The organism is Limnohabitans sp. (assembly GCF_044361645.1).
GTDB lineage: Bacteria > Pseudomonadota > Gammaproteobacteria > Burkholderiales > Burkholderiaceae_C > Limnohabitans_A.
This window is the reverse complement of sequence record NZ_JBIKIL010000007.1, coordinates 21,370-36,639: the sequence shown is the minus strand read 5'-3', so window position 1 is coordinate 36,639 and position 15,270 is coordinate 21,370. Positions and strand designations below refer to the sequence as shown.

16 protein-coding genes are annotated in these 15,270 nt (G+C 61.3%); 8 read left to right on the top strand and 8 right to left on the bottom strand.

Features of this window, described 5'->3' with window-relative positions:
• Positions 1–9: 9 nt before the first annotated feature.
• From pcnB to ACIQ39_RS02235, 4 genes are read right to left on the bottom strand one after another with little or no spacing between them, the layout of a single operon-like run.
• Positions 10–1,578, bottom strand: a complete 1,569-nt coding sequence (gene pcnB / locus ACIQ39_RS02250; RefSeq protein WP_396432985.1) for a polynucleotide adenylyltransferase PcnB — start codon at positions 1,576–1,578, stop codon at positions 10–12.
• Positions 1,575–2,243, bottom strand: a complete 669-nt coding sequence (locus ACIQ39_RS02245; RefSeq protein WP_396432984.1) for an HAD family hydrolase — start codon at positions 2,241–2,243, stop codon at positions 1,575–1,577. The genes pcnB and ACIQ39_RS02245 overlap by 4 nt, the downstream gene beginning before the upstream one ends.
• Positions 2,240–2,926, bottom strand: coding sequence for a DnaA regulatory inactivator Hda (gene hda, locus ACIQ39_RS02240; protein WP_396432983.1), 687 nt, complete (start codon positions 2,924–2,926; stop codon positions 2,240–2,242). Before hda ends, ACIQ39_RS02245 begins: the two co-directional genes overlap by 4 nt.
• Positions 2,923–4,014, bottom strand: coding sequence for an AI-2E family transporter (locus ACIQ39_RS02235; protein ID WP_396432982.1), 1,092 nt, complete (start codon positions 4,012–4,014; stop codon positions 2,923–2,925). The genes hda and ACIQ39_RS02235 overlap by 4 nt, the downstream gene beginning before the upstream one ends.
• A 154-nt stretch (positions 4,015–4,168) precedes the next feature.
• Here ACIQ39_RS02235 and purM point away from each other — a divergent pair, with 154 nt between their 5' ends.
• Positions 4,169–5,224, top strand: a complete 1,056-nt coding sequence (gene purM / locus ACIQ39_RS02230) for a phosphoribosylformylglycinamidine cyclo-ligase (RefSeq protein WP_396432981.1) — start codon at positions 4,169–4,171, stop codon at positions 5,222–5,224.
• 82 nt (positions 5,225–5,306) lie between these two features.
• Here purM and ACIQ39_RS02225 read toward each other — a convergent pair whose 3' ends face one another.
• Both ACIQ39_RS02225 and murJ read right to left on the bottom strand, forming a co-directional pair.
• Positions 5,307–6,167 carry a SirB1 family protein gene (locus ACIQ39_RS02225; RefSeq protein WP_396432980.1) on the bottom strand — a complete coding sequence of 287 codons (861 nt, stop codon included), beginning with the start codon at positions 6,165–6,167 and terminating at the stop codon, positions 5,307–5,309.
• A gap of 10 nt (positions 6,168–6,177) precedes the next feature.
• Positions 6,178–7,743, bottom strand: coding sequence for a murein biosynthesis integral membrane protein MurJ (gene murJ, locus ACIQ39_RS02220; RefSeq protein ID WP_396432979.1), 1,566 nt, complete (start codon positions 7,741–7,743; stop codon positions 6,178–6,180).
• Between the two features lie 222 nt (positions 7,744–7,965).
• On the opposite strand from murJ, the gene rpsT reads away from it, so the two are divergent.
• Positions 7,966–8,280, top strand: coding sequence for a 30S ribosomal protein S20 (rpsT, locus tag ACIQ39_RS02215; protein WP_396432978.1), 315 nt, complete (start codon positions 7,966–7,968; stop codon positions 8,278–8,280).
• A gap of 297 nt (positions 8,281–8,577) precedes the next feature.
• Here rpsT and ACIQ39_RS02210 read toward each other — a convergent pair whose 3' ends face one another.
• On the bottom strand, positions 8,578–8,898 hold the full coding sequence (locus tag ACIQ39_RS02210; RefSeq protein ID WP_396432977.1) for a DUF3579 domain-containing protein: 321 nt from the start codon (positions 8,896–8,898) through the stop codon (positions 8,578–8,580).
• Between the two features lie 210 nt (positions 8,899–9,108).
• Here ACIQ39_RS02210 and ACIQ39_RS02205 point away from each other — a divergent pair, with 210 nt between their 5' ends.
• The 6 genes from ACIQ39_RS02205 to kynA all read left to right on the top strand — a co-directional run bounded on the left by ACIQ39_RS02205 (position 9,109) and on the right by kynA (position 14,481).
• A complete protein-coding gene (locus ACIQ39_RS02205) occupies positions 9,109–10,311 on the top strand; it encodes an aspartate aminotransferase family protein (RefSeq protein WP_396432976.1) in 1,203 nt (400 codons plus the stop codon).
• Positions 10,308–11,243, top strand: a complete 936-nt coding sequence (gene argF / locus ACIQ39_RS02200) for an ornithine carbamoyltransferase (protein ID WP_396432975.1) — start codon at positions 10,308–10,310, stop codon at positions 11,241–11,243. Before ACIQ39_RS02205 ends, argF begins: the two co-directional genes overlap by 4 nt.
• Positions 11,244–11,257: 14 nt before the next feature.
• On the top strand, positions 11,258–11,566 hold the full coding sequence (locus ACIQ39_RS02195) for a YkgJ family cysteine cluster protein (RefSeq protein WP_396432974.1): 309 nt from the start codon (positions 11,258–11,260) through the stop codon (positions 11,564–11,566).
• Between the two features lie 68 nt (positions 11,567–11,634).
• Complete coding sequence (gene kynB, locus ACIQ39_RS02190; protein WP_396432973.1) at positions 11,635–12,273, top strand: arylformamidase; 639 nt, start codon at positions 11,635–11,637, stop codon at positions 12,271–12,273.
• A 23-nt stretch (positions 12,274–12,296) separates the two neighbouring features.
• Positions 12,297–13,583 (top strand): kynureninase, encoded by a 1,287-nt coding sequence (kynU, locus tag ACIQ39_RS02185; RefSeq protein ID WP_396432972.1) that lies wholly within the window; start codon positions 12,297–12,299, stop codon positions 13,581–13,583.
• Positions 13,584–13,593: 10 nt separating this feature from the next.
• The gene (kynA, locus tag ACIQ39_RS02180) at positions 13,594–14,481 is read left to right on the top strand and encodes a tryptophan 2,3-dioxygenase (RefSeq protein WP_396432971.1); all 888 of its coding nucleotides are present in this window, start codon (positions 13,594–13,596) and stop codon (positions 14,479–14,481) included.
• Between the two features lie 271 nt (positions 14,482–14,752).
• Here the strand turns inward: kynA and ACIQ39_RS02175 are convergent, their stop codons facing one another.
• Positions 14,753–15,253, bottom strand: a complete 501-nt coding sequence (locus ACIQ39_RS02175; RefSeq protein ID WP_396432970.1) for a DNA-processing protein DprA — start codon at positions 15,251–15,253, stop codon at positions 14,753–14,755.
• Between the last annotated feature and the right edge of the window lie 17 nt (positions 15,254–15,270).

The following is a 15,270-nucleotide window of genomic DNA, read 5'->3' as shown; positions in this document are numbered from 1 at the left end:
GCTTGGGAATCAGGCCGCGTGAGCCGAATCGCCCGTGGCGTTGCCGCCCTCGCCAGGTTTGCGGCGGCGACGGCGGCGCTTTTTCGGTGCACCCTCGAGACCGATGTCTGGTTCTGCAGGGCCGGGGCGGGCGGCCGGGGCGACCGGTGCTGGAGCGGCTGCACCGTCTGGCCGGGGTGCACGGCGCACTCGGGGCTTGGCCGCTTGCAAAGCCTGTTGTTCGGCCTTGGCGGTCTGCAGCAAATCTTCGCGCTCGGCGTCGCTGGCCATGCTGAACTCTTGCCACCAGTCGGCCAAACGGATGTCCACTTCGTCGATGTCGGCGCGCAGGCGCAAAAAGTCAAAACCTGCACGAAAGCGGGGCTGCTCGACCAGGCCAAACGGGGTGCTGCCCACGCGCTTTTCAAAGCGCGGCTGCATCATCCAGATTTCGCGCATGTCGGCGGCCAATTTGCCACGCCCTGACACGTCACCAATGCGGGCGTCAAACACCTCGTCGATCGCGTCTTGCAGGGCCGGATGGGGGTGCTCTTTGCGGGCCAATCGGGCGTCCCAAGCGGCATGCACATCGGCCCACAACACGCAGGCCAGCAAAAAGCTCGGCGCGACCGGCTTGCCCTCGCCCACTCGGCGGTCGGTGTCGACCAGCGCCACCTGCACAAAAGCACTGTCGGCCCGCTGCACCACCACGTCCAGCAAGGGGTAAATGCCTGTGGCCAAGCCCAGGTGTTTCAGCTGAGCAATCGAGGCCAGGGCGTGCCCGGTTTGCAAGAGCTTGAGCATCTCGTCAAACAAGCGGCTTTGCGGCACATCGGCCAGCAAAGCGGCTGACTGCGAGAGCGGTTTGGCGGTCTTGGCTTCGATCTTGAAGCCCAGCGCGTTGAGTTTGGCGGCAAAGCGCACGGCGCGGATGATGCGCACCGGGTCTTCGCGGTAACGCGCCACCGGCTCGCCAATCATGCGCAGCACGCGCTTTTTCGCATCTTGAATGCCGCCGTGGTAGTCCACCACGATCTGCGACTCGGGGTCGTAGTACATGGCATTGACGGTGAAATCGCGGCGCGTGGCGTCTTCGTCTTGAGGGCCCCAGACGTTGTCGCGCAGCACCCGGCCACTCGAATCGACAGCGTGCTGCATGCCTTCGAGTTGGCGCTTGCTGGTGCGCTCATTGCCTTTGACTTGCTCGGCCGCCACATTGTCCAAGTGGGCGCGAAAGGTCGAGACCTCGATCACCTCGTTGTCACGTCCCCGGCCGTACACCACATGCACGATGCGAAAACGCCGCCCGATGATGAAGGCTCGGCGAAACAGCCCCTTGACCTGCTCGGGCGTGGCATTGGTGGCCACATCAAAGTCTTTGGGGCGCAGGCCGAGCAACAGGTCGCGCACTGCACCACCCACGATGTAGGCCTCAAATCCGGCTTGCTGCAGGGTGTGGGTCACGTGGATGGCGCGTTCATCGACCAAATTCGGGTCGATGCCGTGCACAGATGCGGGAACCTCGGTGCGACGGCCAAAGTGGGGGGTGCTGCTTTTGGGCGTTTTGCCCATCAGCTTGTCGATGAATTGTTTGATCATTCTGGAAAGAGTTCGAGGATGCGCCAACCACGCTCGGTGGCCAGTTGACGCAAACGAGCGTCAGGGTTCGTTGCCACCGGATGGTGGGCTTTTTCTAACAGGGGCAGGTCGTTCATGGAGTCCGAGTAAAACGTGATGTCCACCTCGCCCCAGCCCAGCCCCTGCTGGGCCAGCCATTCGGCCACACGGGTGACTTTACCCTCTCGAAAGGAAGGGGTGCCCTGGATCTCGCCGGTGATCCAGCCGCTGGCATCGCGCGCCAGATCAACCGCGATCAATTCCTTGACACCAAAGGCCTGCGCAATCGGGCGGGTCACGAACTCGTTGGTGGCGGTCACGATGATGACCGTGTCGCCCGCGTGTTGGTGGGCTCGCACCAGCGCCAAAGCCTCTGGCGTGATGCGCGGGCGGATCACCTCTTTCATGTAGCGGGCGTGGGCCTGGGCCGCCGCAGTGGCCCCGCGCTCGCGCGCGGCGCGGGTGGCAAAGCGCACGTAGGCGTGGATGTCCAGCGTGCCCGCTTGGTAGTGGGCGTAAAAAGCGTCGTTGCGCTGAGTGAATTCGGCCGGATCGTTCCAGCCCAGCTCGGTGGTGAACACGCCCCAGGTGTGGTCCGAGTCCAGCGGCAGCAAGGTGTGGTCCAGGTCAAACAGCGCAAGTTTCATTCGTTCTCCAGCATGGCGCGCACCAGGGGAATGGTCAGGGCGCGTTGCGTTTGCAAAGCATAGTGGTCCAGGTGGTCCAGCAACTGCATCAAGCTGGCCAGATCCCGTGAAAAGCGCTTGAGCATGTAGGCCATGACCTCGTCGCTCAAAAACAGGCCCCGGGCGTCAGCCGCTTGGCGCAGCACAGCGCGGCGCTCGGGTTCGCTCAAAACCTGCAAAGCCTCGATATGGCCCCAGCCCAAGCGGCTGCGCAAATCGTCCCGCAGCTTCAAGTCGGTCGGCGGCAGGGCACCGGCCGCCAAAACCCAGCGCGGCAAGCCCATGCGAGGGCTCAGTGCGTTGACAAACCAGTTGAAGGCCGTGTGTTGTTGTTCGGGGTTGTATTGGTGCACATCGTCCATCAGCACGGCGGCCCAATCGGGATTGAAATCGGGTGGGTCCATGCTGTGGGCATCGAGCCAGCCGACCTGCGCGCCCTGCCCTTGCAAAGCATGGTGCACCGCTTGCAGCAAATGGGTTTTGCCTGAACCGGGCCCACCCCACAAATAGCTGGGCACAGGGGCGCGTTGGGCAGAGGATGTCCACAAACGCAAGTGGTTCACAGCCGAGGCATTGGGGCCAGCAAAAAAATTGGCCAAGGTGGGCCGAGAGGCCAAACCGATGTCCAGTGCCAATTGCTTCATGCCCGATCAGCGCCTTGCTCTGACACAGCCGATCCGCTTTTTTGATACAACTCGCTTTGCAAGTACTGTTGGCGCAGGCGGCGCAGAGCCACCAACAAAACCGCGCTGGCAGGCAAGGCGATCAACACGCCCACAAAACCCAGCAACTGCCCAAACGCCATCAAGGCCAAAATCACCGCCAAGGGGTGTAATCCGATGCGCTCACCGACCAGACGTGGTGTCAGCACAAAGCTCTCAACCAACTGCCCAAGGCCATACACCACCGCCACCATGAGCACGGCTTGCGAAGGCTCCAGCTGCAGCAAGCCAGCCAACAAAGCCAGCACCAAACCAATGCCGAAACCCAAATACGGCACAAACACGGCCAGGCCCGTGAACACGCCAATGGGCAAGGCCAGATCCAGCCCAAACAAGCTCAGGCCTGCGGCATAAAACACCGCCAGCGCCAGCATGACCAGCAACTGCCCGCGCAGGTACTCGCCCAAAACCAGGTCGCTGTCGTGCATGAAACTGTCAAAGTGGCCACGCCAAGCCGGTGGCACCAACTCAAGCACAGTGTTGACCAAGCGCGTCCAGTCGTAAAGCATGTAAAACAAAGCCACTGGCACCAGCACAGCGTAGCCGACCAAAGCCAGCGCCAAACTGCCACCCAGCTTGAGCGAAGACATCAGCGGGGCCCACCAGTCTTCACGGTGGGCACTCAAGTAGGCCATCAGCTGGTTGCGCAAGTCGTCCAAGTTCAAAGACACATCCAGACCGAGTTGGGCCAGCAAAGGGTTCACCAAGTCGCCCAAACGATCGAGCAAAAGCGGCAGCTGCTGCTGCAGCAAAGGCCATTCGCGCACCAAAATGGGCACCAACAACAAAAACAAGCCCAACAAAGCAAAAATGGCCAAGCCCTCGACCAGCACCACGGCCAAGGCCCGCGGCAAGCGGGGGCCTGCCAAGCCCTCCAGCTTGAGCACCAAAGGGTGCAAAACGTAGGCCATGACTGCCGCGATCACGAACGGCGCAAGCACAGGAGCCAGCAGCCAAAAGACCAAGGCCAACGCCAAAGCCACGCCCAACCAAGCGCTCAGGCGACTCATGAAAAAAGGCAAGGGTGGTTTCAAAGGCATCTCTGTGCGGCAAAGGCCTGCCCAAGGGATTCGGGCCTGGCTTTAAAATAGAGTTCGATTTTAAGCTGCCAGTCCCGTCATTGGCCCTGCGTTTTTTTTACTGGCCCCTTTTTGGGCACCCTCCATGAGCCAAACTCCCCTTTCCTACAAAGACGCCGGTGTTGACATCGTTGCGGGCGATGCCTTGGTCGAGCGCATCAAGCCCTTGGCCAAAAAAACCATGCGTGAAGGCGTGTTGGCCGGTATTGGCGGCTTTGGTGCCTTGTTTGAAGTGCCCAAACGCTACAAAGAACCGGTGCTGGTGAGCGGCACCGACGGCGTGGGCACCAAGCTCAAACTGGCGTTTGAATGGAACATGCACGACACCGTGGGCATTGACTTGGTGGCCATGAGCGTGAACGACGTGCTGGTGCAAGGTGCCGAACCTTTGTTCTTTTTGGATTACTTCGCCTGCGGCAAGTTGGATGTGGACACCGCAGCCGCCGTGGTGGGCGGCATCGCCAAAGGCTGCGAGATGTCGGGCTGCGCCCTGATCGGCGGAGAAACCGCTGAGATGCCCGGCATGTACCCCCCGGGCGAATACGACTTGGCCGGTTTTGCGGTCGGTGCGGTCGAAAAGTCCAAAATCCTCACGGGGCAAAACGTGCAGGTGGGTGACGTGGTGCTGGGCTTGGCTTCGAGCGGCGTGCACTCCAACGGCTTCAGCCTGGTGCGCAAGTGCATCGAACGCGCGGGCAGCAAGGCCCCGGCCACGCTCGACGGCATGCCCTTCAAGCAGGCCCTCATGGCCCCCACCCGCCTGTACGTGCTGAACGTGTTGGCCGCACTGGCCGCTTTTCCGACCAGCCCGGGCTCGTCCTCGGGCATCAAAGCGCTGGCCCACATCACCGGCGGCGGTCTGCTGGAAAACATCCCCCGCGTCTTACCCGATGGCCTGGCCGCGCACTTGACCCAAGGCAGCTGGCCGCAAAGCGAGTTGTTTGCCTGGCTGCAGGCCACGGCAGGCATTGACGACACCGAGATGAACCGCACTTTTAACAACGGCATCGGCATGGTGGTTGTGGTGGGCGCGGCCCAAGCCGAGGCCTGCGCCCAAACCCTGCGCGCCATGGGCGAGCAGGTGTTCAGCATGGGCCGCATCGCTGCTCAGGGCGCAGGCGCACAGGTGCTTGTTGAGTGAATGAAGGCCTGAATCAACAAACAGCTGGGTGCGCACCGAGCTTCACCCAAGGCGGGTGGGCCTAGGCGCTGGCAAAACAGCATCAACGCTCTGACAGCTCGCTGACCCGATTGCGCAGGGCCACGGTGTCGGGTCCGCTTGGCACGGCTTCCAAATACAAACGCAAGTCTTGCAAGGCCTCATGCACATGGCCCAACTCGGCGTGCACCAGGCCTCGGTCGCGCCGTTCGGTCCAAAACTCGGGCAACAAAACCACCAAACGGTCGAGCACCTGCAGCATGCGGGGCCAATCTTCTTGCGAGCGGAAAATCTCTTTCAAGTTGCGCAACATGCGCGCGAGCATGTCTCGGGGCGGGCAGGCTTGCAAATACAAGCCCAAAGGGGTTTCACCTTCATCCAGATCGGGCGCTGCGGCCTGGTCTGCAGGCTCGCGGTAAGGGCTCAAGCGCTCAGACAAACTGTCCAGCCCCAAGGACTCCCCCGTCAGGGGGTCCAACACCACCAAGCCCCCCTCCAAAGCCACCTTGACCAAAAAATGGCCTGGAAATGAGATGCCTTGCGCCTGCAAATTCAGCGCCCGGGCCAGCTCCAACCAAATCACCGCCATCGAAATCGGAATCCCTCTGCGCGTGCGCAGCACTTCGCTGATGTAGCTGTTTTCTGGCGCGTAATAGTTGTTGGCATTCATGCCAAAGCCCAAGTCCTTGAAGAAAACTTGCGACAAAATGGCCAAGCGGGTCAAGTCATCCGCGCCCTCGGGCACGCGCGCAGTGACCCGCTTGAGCAAGCGCGCCACATCGTCCAACACCTGTTGCACATCGAGTGTGGGTTCTTCGTCTTGGGCCAGACTGGCCGCAGCCTCCAGCAAAGGAAAATCTGCATCGCTTTGCACCAGACTGGCAAAGTAACTCAAAGGGGTGGGGACTGGAAAGGTCAAGCTCATGTGAAATCCTTCAACGCCGGAGAAAGGCTTTGAGCCGCAAACCCGTGGTCCACAACACGCCAAAATAAAGCACGGCCGCGCTGGTCAAAATCAACACCATCCAGCCGATGCGCTGCCAAGCGTCCTGCCGCATGGCCACCCAAGACAGCTGGTTGGCGGCAAACCACAGCAAGGCCGTGACCAAGCCCGTGGCCAGCAACACCTGAAATGCAAAACGCCACCAACCCGGCTGGGGCTTGTAACTGCCCCGACGCAGCAAGCCGACCAACAACCAGGCAGCGTTGACCAAAGCGCCCAAACCAATTGACAGGGCCAAACCGGCATGGGCCAAATAGGGCACCAACAACACATTCAGAACTTGCGTGAGCACCAAAACAACAACCGCAATGCGCACCGGCGTGCGGATGTCTTGGCTGGCGTAGTAACCGGGTGCCAGCACTTTGATCGCCACCAGACCCAGCAAACCCACACCATAACCCGTCAAAGCCAAAGTGGTCTGCTGCACGTCACGGTCGGTAAAAGCACCGTAGTGGTAAAGCACCGACACCAATGGCTGCGAAAACGCCAACAAAGCCGCCGCACAAGGCAAGGCCAGCAGCAGCACCAAGCGCAAACCCCAGTCGAGCATGGCGGCATAACGCTCACGGTCGCCCGTGGCGTTGGCTGCTGCCAGCTGCGGCATCAACACCACGCCCAGTGCCACACCCAAAATCGCGGTCGGAAACTCCATCAAGCGGTCGGCATAGGTGAGCCAGCTGACGCTGCCCGGGGCCAGGTGCGAGGCGATTTGTGTGTTGATGAGCAAAGAAATCTGCGCCACACCCACCCCCAGCAAGGCCGGCCCCATGAGCCGCAGTATGTTCAAGGTGGCGGGGTTGGTCCAAGCCTTTTTCACAGCGCTGGGGCGCATGCCCACTCGGGGCAGCAAACCCAAACGATGCAATGCCGGAATTTGCACCAGCAACTGCAGCACCCCGCCAAGCATCACGCCCACGGGCAAGGCATAGATCGCCTCAATGCCTTGTTTGGCCAACCAAGGTGACAAATACCAAGTTGCTGCGATCACGCTCACATTGAGCAACACAGGTGTGGCTGCGGGCACGGCAAAACGCTTCCAGGTGTTCAAAATACCGGCCGACAAGGCCACCATCGACATGAAAGCGATGTAAGGGAACATCCAGCGCGTCATGTTCACCGCGGCGTCATAACCACGCGCATCTTGCTGCAAACCGCTGGCCAGCGCCCAAACCAGCCATGGCGATACCAACACCCCCAACACCGACAAAGCCAACACCGACCAAGCCAGGGCCGTGGCCACGCTGTCGATCACTTGCTGGGTGGCCTCTTGCCCGTGCTGGGCTCGGCTGGCCGCCAGCACCGGCACAAAAGCTTGGCTAAAGGCACCTTCAGCAAACAAGCGGCGAAACAGATTGGGAATGCGAAAAGCCACATTGAAGGCGTCGGTCATGGCGCTGGCCCCGAACATGGAGGCCATCAGCAACTCGCGCACCAACCCCGTCACCCGGGAAGCCAGGGTAAAAATCGACACGACAGAGGCAGATCGGAGGAGGCTCACAGTGGGCGAGTGTAGCGGCCACCCGGCAAGACTTTGGGGGGGCGTCCAAGCAATGAGCGGGCTGTTTGCATGCCCAGCGACGGGCGTGGTGAACAAAGTCCCTTTCAAACCGCGTGCATGTTGCACGACCGCCGGACAAATCGCTACCTGAGCGGCCAAAGGGCTCTGCTAGAATGCCCGGTTCGCCGGACATCATCCTCAGACACTGAAAGAACCTTATCCATGGCATCCGCTAAACCCAAAAAGAAAAACCCCCGTCTTGCTTCAGGCCGCAAACGCGTCCGTCAAGACGTCAAAATCAACGCTGCGAATTCTTCGCTGCGCTCCAAATACCGCACCGCTGTGAAAAACGTCGAAAAAGCCGTTTTGGCGGGCGACAAGACCAAAGCCACCGAGCTGTTTGCCAAGATGCAGACCGTGGTGGACATCATTGCCGACAAGGGCATCTTCCACAAAAACAAGGCCGCTCGCGACAAGAGCCGCCTGAGCGCCAAAGTGAAAACTTTGGCCCTTGCAGCAGCGCCTGCTGCAGCCTGATCCGCTCCACCAGATCAACAGCCCGGCGAGGCTTTGTCCTCGCTGCCGTTTGAAACGGGTGCGCTGTCCGCGAACACTGAACCGCCCAGGTGCAAACCAAGGGCGGTTTTTTCATGGGCGCTCGTCATCCGCTGGGTCAAGGCTGAGTTGGGGCCATCGCCGGGCTCCGCATGACTCGCTTTGCTCGCAAAAATCGTCACCCGGCGATGGCCCCAACTCAGCGAGGCGCATTGCCATTTGCCGAGTCCAAGCTCGTTGGCAACAAAAAACCGCCCTGGGGCGGTCGGTTCTTGGGTTTTACTTTTGGGGGGGCGGGTCGGGCAACAAACAAGCTTCGGCCACTTGCAAGCCGTTGTCGCGCGCAAAGTTCATCACAAAGTCCCAGGCCATCACATCGTGATCGCGCAGGTCAGGGTGCACCACCACGCATTTGACGTTGCCCATGGTGGTGGGAATGCACCAAGGGGAATAGCTCAAGTGACTGCCGGGCACCGCGCCACCCGGGCGAAATGGGCTCATCACGCCTGCCAAGCGTTCCGCCCAATCGCTGGGTCTGAATGTCTTTCCGTCATGGGTGATGCCCTGAATGAAGACTTCTTTGGCGGGGTTGGAGACCATCGGATAGAGGGGTTAGTCAAGGGAACACAGAGTTCGGGATCGCCGACCTCTGACCTGGCCAAGTATTGTATCTTATATAAGACTTGAAGCCCCCTTCAAGCCCTGGGTGCGAGACCGAAATGAACGCCCCGATTCCAGCCCTTTCTGCCCCTAAAATCTGCTTTCAGCGGCCCCCTTCGTTGGGCCGATTTTTATTGTTGGAGTTCACGCATGACCGCTCACATTGAAGCCGCCTCACCGCACACCATGAACACCTATGGCCGACTGCCGATTGCACTCAGCCATGGTCAGGGTTGCCGAGTCTGGGACGTCAATGGCAAGCAGTACCTCGACGCATTGGCCGGTATTGCGGTGAACACCCTGGGCCACAACCACCCCGACTTGGTGCCCGCGCTGCAAGACCAGTTGGCCAAAATGATCCACAGCTGCAACTACTTCCATGTGCCCAACGCCGAAGTGCTGGCGGCCAAGCTGGTGGAAATGTCAGGCATGACGAATGTGTTTTTCTGCTGCACGGGCCTAGAGGCCAACGAGGCAGCCATCAAGCTGGCGCGCAAATACGGCCACGACAAGGGCATCGACAAGCCCGAAATCGTGGTCTACGAAAAAGCCTTCCATGGCCGCAGCATCGCCACCCTGAGCGCCACCGCCAACGAAAAACTCAAAAAAGGCTTTGGCCCCATGCTCGACGGCTTTTTGCGCGTGCCGGTGAACGACATCGCGGCCCTGAAAAAAGCCACCGAAGGCAACTCCAATGTGGTGGCGGTGTTCATGGAAACCATCCAGGGCGAAGGCGGCGTCAACCCCATGCGCATCGAGTACCTGCAGCAAGTGCGCGCCCTGTGCGACGAAAAAGACTGGCTGATGATGGTGGACGAAGTGCAGTGCGGCATGGGCCGCACCGGAAAATGGTTTGCCCACCAATGGTCAGGCATCGTGCCCGACGTCATGCCGCTGGCCAAGGGCCTGGGTTCGGGCGTACCCATTGGCGCGGTGGTGGCCGGCCCCAAAGCCGCCCACATCTTCCAGCCCGGCAACCACGGCACCACCTTTGGTGGCAACCCATTGGCCATGCGCGCGGGGGTGGAGACCATACGCATCATGGAAAAAGACGGTGTGATGGCCAACGCGGCGCGGGTCGGTGAGCATTTGCGCACTGCCCTTGAAAAAGCGCTGGCTGGCGTTCAAGGCGTCAAGGAAATCCGCGGTCAAGGCCTGATGCTGGGCATTGAACTCAACCGCCCCTGCGGCCCCATCTGGAGCCGCGCGGCCGAAGCCGGTTTGCTGCTCAGCGTGACGGCCGACAGCGTGATCCGCTTGGTGCCGCCGCTCATCATGAGCGAGGCCGAAGCCGACGAAGTGGTTGCCATTTTGGTGCCCTTGATCCAGCAATTTTTGGCAGAAGCGCCATGAGCAACACCCCAGCAATCGTGCGGCACTACCTGCAGTTCACCGACCTGAGCGCCGACGAGTACGCGCATGTGTTTGCACGCGCGGCCGAGATCAAGCGCAAGTTCAAGGCCTACGAAAAATACCACCCCTTGGCCGACCGCACGCTGGCCATGATCTTTGAAAAAGCCAGCACCCGCACCCGTGTGAGCTTTGAGGCCGGCATGTACCAGCTCGGCGGCTCGGTGGTGCACCTGACCACCGGCGACAGCCAGCTGGGCCGCGCAGAACCCATCGAGGACAGCGCCCGCGTGATCAGCCGCATGACCGACCTCGTCATGATCCGCACCTATGGCCAGGACAAGATCGAGCGCTTTGCCTCGCACTCGCGTGTGCCGGTCATCAACGGCCTGACCAACGAGTTTCACCCCTGCCAAATCCTGGCCGACATCTTCACCTACATCGAGCACCGGGGTGACATCCAAGGCAAGACAGTGGCTTGGGTCGGCGACGGCAACAACATGGCCAACACCTGGCTGCAAGCGGCCGATTTGCTGGGTTTCACCGTGCACCTGAGCACACCCAGCGGCTACGAAGTCGATCAGGCCGTGGCCGGTTTGCGCAGCAGCGCCAGCTACAAAATTTTCAAAGACCCCGAAGACGCCTGCCGAGGCGCAGACCTGGTCACCACCGACGTGTGGACCAGCATGGGCTTTGAGGCCGAAAACGAAGCGCGCAAAAAAGCCTTTGCCGACTGGTGCGTGGACGAAGCCATGATGCAAGTAGCCCAGCCCGACGCCCTGTTCATGCACTGCCTGCCCGCGCACCGCGGCGAAGAAGTCAGCGCCGAAGTCATCGACGGGCCGCAATCGGTGGTCTGGGACGAAGCCGAAAACCGCCTGCATGTGCAAAAAGCACTCATGGAGTTTTTGCTCTTGGGCCGCGTGAACTCTTAACAATTCCGCCTGACATGTCCGCCTGCACCAGCTGCGGCGCTTGCTGCGTGAGTTTTCGGGTGGACTTTTCCGTGACTGAGTACGAAGAAGGCGGCGGCGATGTGCCTGCTGGGCTGGCCTCGTCCATCACCGAGCACAGCTGCCGCATGCGCGGCACCGACCACAGCCCGCCGCGCTGCGCTGCGCTCTATGGCAAAACGGGCGAAAAAGCCATTTGCGGCATCTACGAATGGCGGCCTTCGCCTTGCCGTGAGTTTGAAGAAGGCAGCCCGGCCTGCGAACAAGCGCGCCGCCGTCACGGCTTGCCTGCACTGAACGCCTGAAGTCTTTTTACCCAGTGTTGGGAATAACCGACACCACGGTTTTTGGGGCGGTGCTAACTTCGCACACCATGAAACAGCTCAGTGACCCACTTTGGGATATATCCCCGCCTGTGGATGCGCACAGCCCGGTCTTTCCGGGCGACACGCCCTACACCCAGCAATGGGCGGCCACGCTGTCAGACAGCTGCCCCGTGAACGTGAGCGCCATCACGCTGTCGCCGCATGTGGGCGCGCATGCCGATGCACCCCTGCATTACGACCCGCAAGGCGCGGCCGTGGGTGCTTTGGCGCTGCTGCCCTTTTTAGGCCATTGCCGCGTGATCCATGCGCTCAACGCAGGCCCGCTCATCACCCTGGCCCACTTGCAGCACGCCCTGGCCGATCTGCCCCCACGCGTGCTGGTGCGCACTTACCGCGCATTTCCTCTCGCGCAGTTCGACACCCAGCTCACCGGCTTTGACCCGGGCTGTGTGCAGCACCTGGCCGATCTGGGCGTGCTGCTGATCGGCACCGACAGCGCCAGCATCGACCCGGCAGGCAGCAAGCTGCTGCCCAGCCACCAAGTGATTCGCCAGCGCGGCTTACGCGTGCTGGAAAACCTGCTGCTCGATGACGTGCCCGAAGGCGATTACGAACTCATCGCCCTGCCCCTCAAACTCATGAGCGCCGACGCCAGCCCGGTGCGTGCGGTCTTGCGCGAACTTTAAAAACCATTCAGGGACCCACCACCATGATGAACCTCACCCCCACCCTGCCAGACTGCGAACTGCTGGACGCGCAAGACCCCTTGCGCCCTCTGCGTGAGCAATTTGCACTGCCCGCTGGCGTGATTTATCTGGACGGCAATTCGCTGGGCGTGCTGCCCAAAAACGCCCCAGCCCGCGTGGCCCATGCCGTCAGCCACGAATGGGGGCACGAGCTGATCCAAAGCTGGAACAGCGCAGGCTGGTTCAGCCTGCCCCAGCGCGTGGGCGACAAAATCGCCCGCGTCATCGGTGCGCAGCCCGGCGAAGTGATCGCTGCCGACAGCACCTCGATCAACCTGTTCAAAGTGCTGGCCGCAGCCCTGCACATCGCCGCCGCAGACCACCCGCACAAAACCAAAATCGTCAGCGAACGCAGCAATTTCCCCACCGACCTGTACATCGCCGAGGCCCTGTGCCAAGAACGCGGCTACACGCTTCAGCTGGTCGAGGCCGACGAGATCACCGCCGCATTGCAAGCCGATGTGGCGGTGCTCATGCTCACCCATGTGAACTACCGCACCGGCGCCATGCACGACATGCAGGCCCTGACCGCGCAGGCCCACGCGCAAGGCATCCTCACGGTATGGGACTTGGCGCACAGCGCAGGCGCGGTGCCCGTCGACCTGAACGGCTCAGGGGCCGACTTCGCGGTGGGCTGCGGCTACAAATATTTGAACGGCGGCCCGGGCGCACCGGCTTTTGTCTGGGTGCGCCCAAAGCACACCGACCGTTTTTGGCAACCCCTGGCCGGCTGGTGGGGCCATGCTGCACCTTTTGCCTTCACGCCCGACTACCAGCCCGCCAAGGGCATCACCCGCTACCAGTGCGGCACCCAGCCCATCTTGAGCCTCACGGCACTCGACTGCGGCCTGGACGCTTTTTTGAGCGCGCAAGCTTTCGGCGGCATGGCCGCGCTGCGCCAAAAATCTTTGGCCCTCACGGGCCTGTTCATGCAGTTGGTGCGCACGCGCTTGCACGGCCACGGCTTTGGCATCGCCACCCCGGCTGAAGAAGCCCGGCGCGGCTCACAGGTGAGCCTGACCCGCGCCGAAGGCGCATACGCCATCGTGCAGGCCCTGATCGCGCGCGGCGTGATTGGCGACTTTAGGGCGGGCGATGGCGGCCAGCACCCCGACATCTTGCGCTTTGGCTTCACGCCGCTGTACATCGGCTATGCCGATGTCTGGCGCGCCGCTGACCACTTGGTCCAAGTCATGCAAAGCGGCGAGTGGCAAGAAGCCCGCTTTGCGCAAAAGAACGCCGTGACCTGAAACGCCCGCCATGAGTGCCTGCCCTTTCTCATCCAACGCCCACGTGGCCAGCGCCAGCGCAGCGCCAGGCGAGCGCACCGTGCGCGACGAAAAAGCCCAGCTCGACTTTGACGGCCGCATGAGCTACGGCGACTACCTGCAGCTCGACGCCATCTTGAACGCGCAAAACCCGCTTTCGCCCGATCACAACGAAATGCTGTTCATCGTGCAGCACCAAACCAGCGAACTCTGGATGAAGCTGATGCTGCACGAACTGCAGGCCGCCATGGCGGGCATCGCGCAAGACCAATTGCCCGACGCCTTCAAAAAGCTCGCCCGTGTCAGCCACATCATGGCGCAGCTGGTGCACGCTTGGGACGTGCTGGCCACCATGACGCCGCCCGAGTACAGCGCCATCCGGCCTTATCTGGCCCAGTCCAGCGGCTTTCAAAGCTGGCAATACCGCTGCATTGAGTTTGCGATGGGCAACAAAAACGCCGCCATGCTGCAGCCCCACGCGCACCGCCCCGACCTGTCGGCCACCGTGCAAGCGGCCTACGAAGCGCCCTCGCTGTACGACGAATGCTTGCGGCTGCTGCAACGCCGTGGCCTGGATGTGCCGAGCAGCCACACCCAACGCGACTGGCGCGAGCCCTACCCGGCAAGCGTTGCTGTGGAAAACGCCTGGCTGGTGGTCTACCGCAAGCCCAAGGAACATTGGGACCTGTACCAACTGGGCGAAGAACTCACCGACTTGGAAGACGCTTTTCGCCTGTGGCGCTTTCGGCATGTGACCACGGTGGAGCGCGTGATCGGCTTCAAGCGCGGCACGGGCGGCACCGGCGGCGTGAGCTATTTGCGCAAGATGCTGGACACCGTGCTGTTCCCAGAAATTTGGAGCTTGCGCACGCAGCTGTGAATGTCTTACGCACCAGTGCGGCAAGGACATCGTCAAGCGCACAAAGCCATTCCGCCACCATGGCAGGTCACCCCCACCGTCGAAGATCGCTTACCCAATCGGTGCTCCTCGGTCACCGATTTTCGTGGGCCGACCCATAAGACAGAAGGCTTCAAAAAACTGGCAGCCAGATAATGGAAAAATTAGTAAATCATTGTTTTTAAACGACTTTTTCTGGTTTATAACTTCATTATCGAATCAAAAAAAATAATGAACAAGACCTGAGCCGACTTCAACCCAACCACCGGATGCGTTGCCCTTTGTAACCCCACCCATCACACAAAGCCGCCAACCGCCCGCCTGGGCTGGCGTGCGCCACCACGATCTGGCTGGCTAGTGCCGCCACCCACTCATTGCGCTGAGCGGCCAGCTCTTCGGTCAGTCGGCCGCTGCTGGCAGCTGCACTCACCACCGCCATACGGTCTTGGGCCAGCGGCTCGGCCCATTCGGTCGGCAAGCGCGCACCAGCCACCGGCCGAGCTAGCACCACGACCACCGGGCAACGCGCCTGCAGCAAGACCTTGAGGACCGACTGTTCCAACAGCGAATGAAACCCGCTGACGACAGGCTGCCGCTGCTGAGCCTGCTCCAGTGCCCAGCTCATGGCCGCGCGAATGGCAACGCCTGGGCACTGACGAGAGGAGAAAAATGCTGTCAAAGGCGCATCCAGCAAGGCCTGATTGCCGAGGCCCATCCATATTTTCTCTTGCCGGGTAAATTGCCAGGATTTCATGGATGAAAACACAGTGG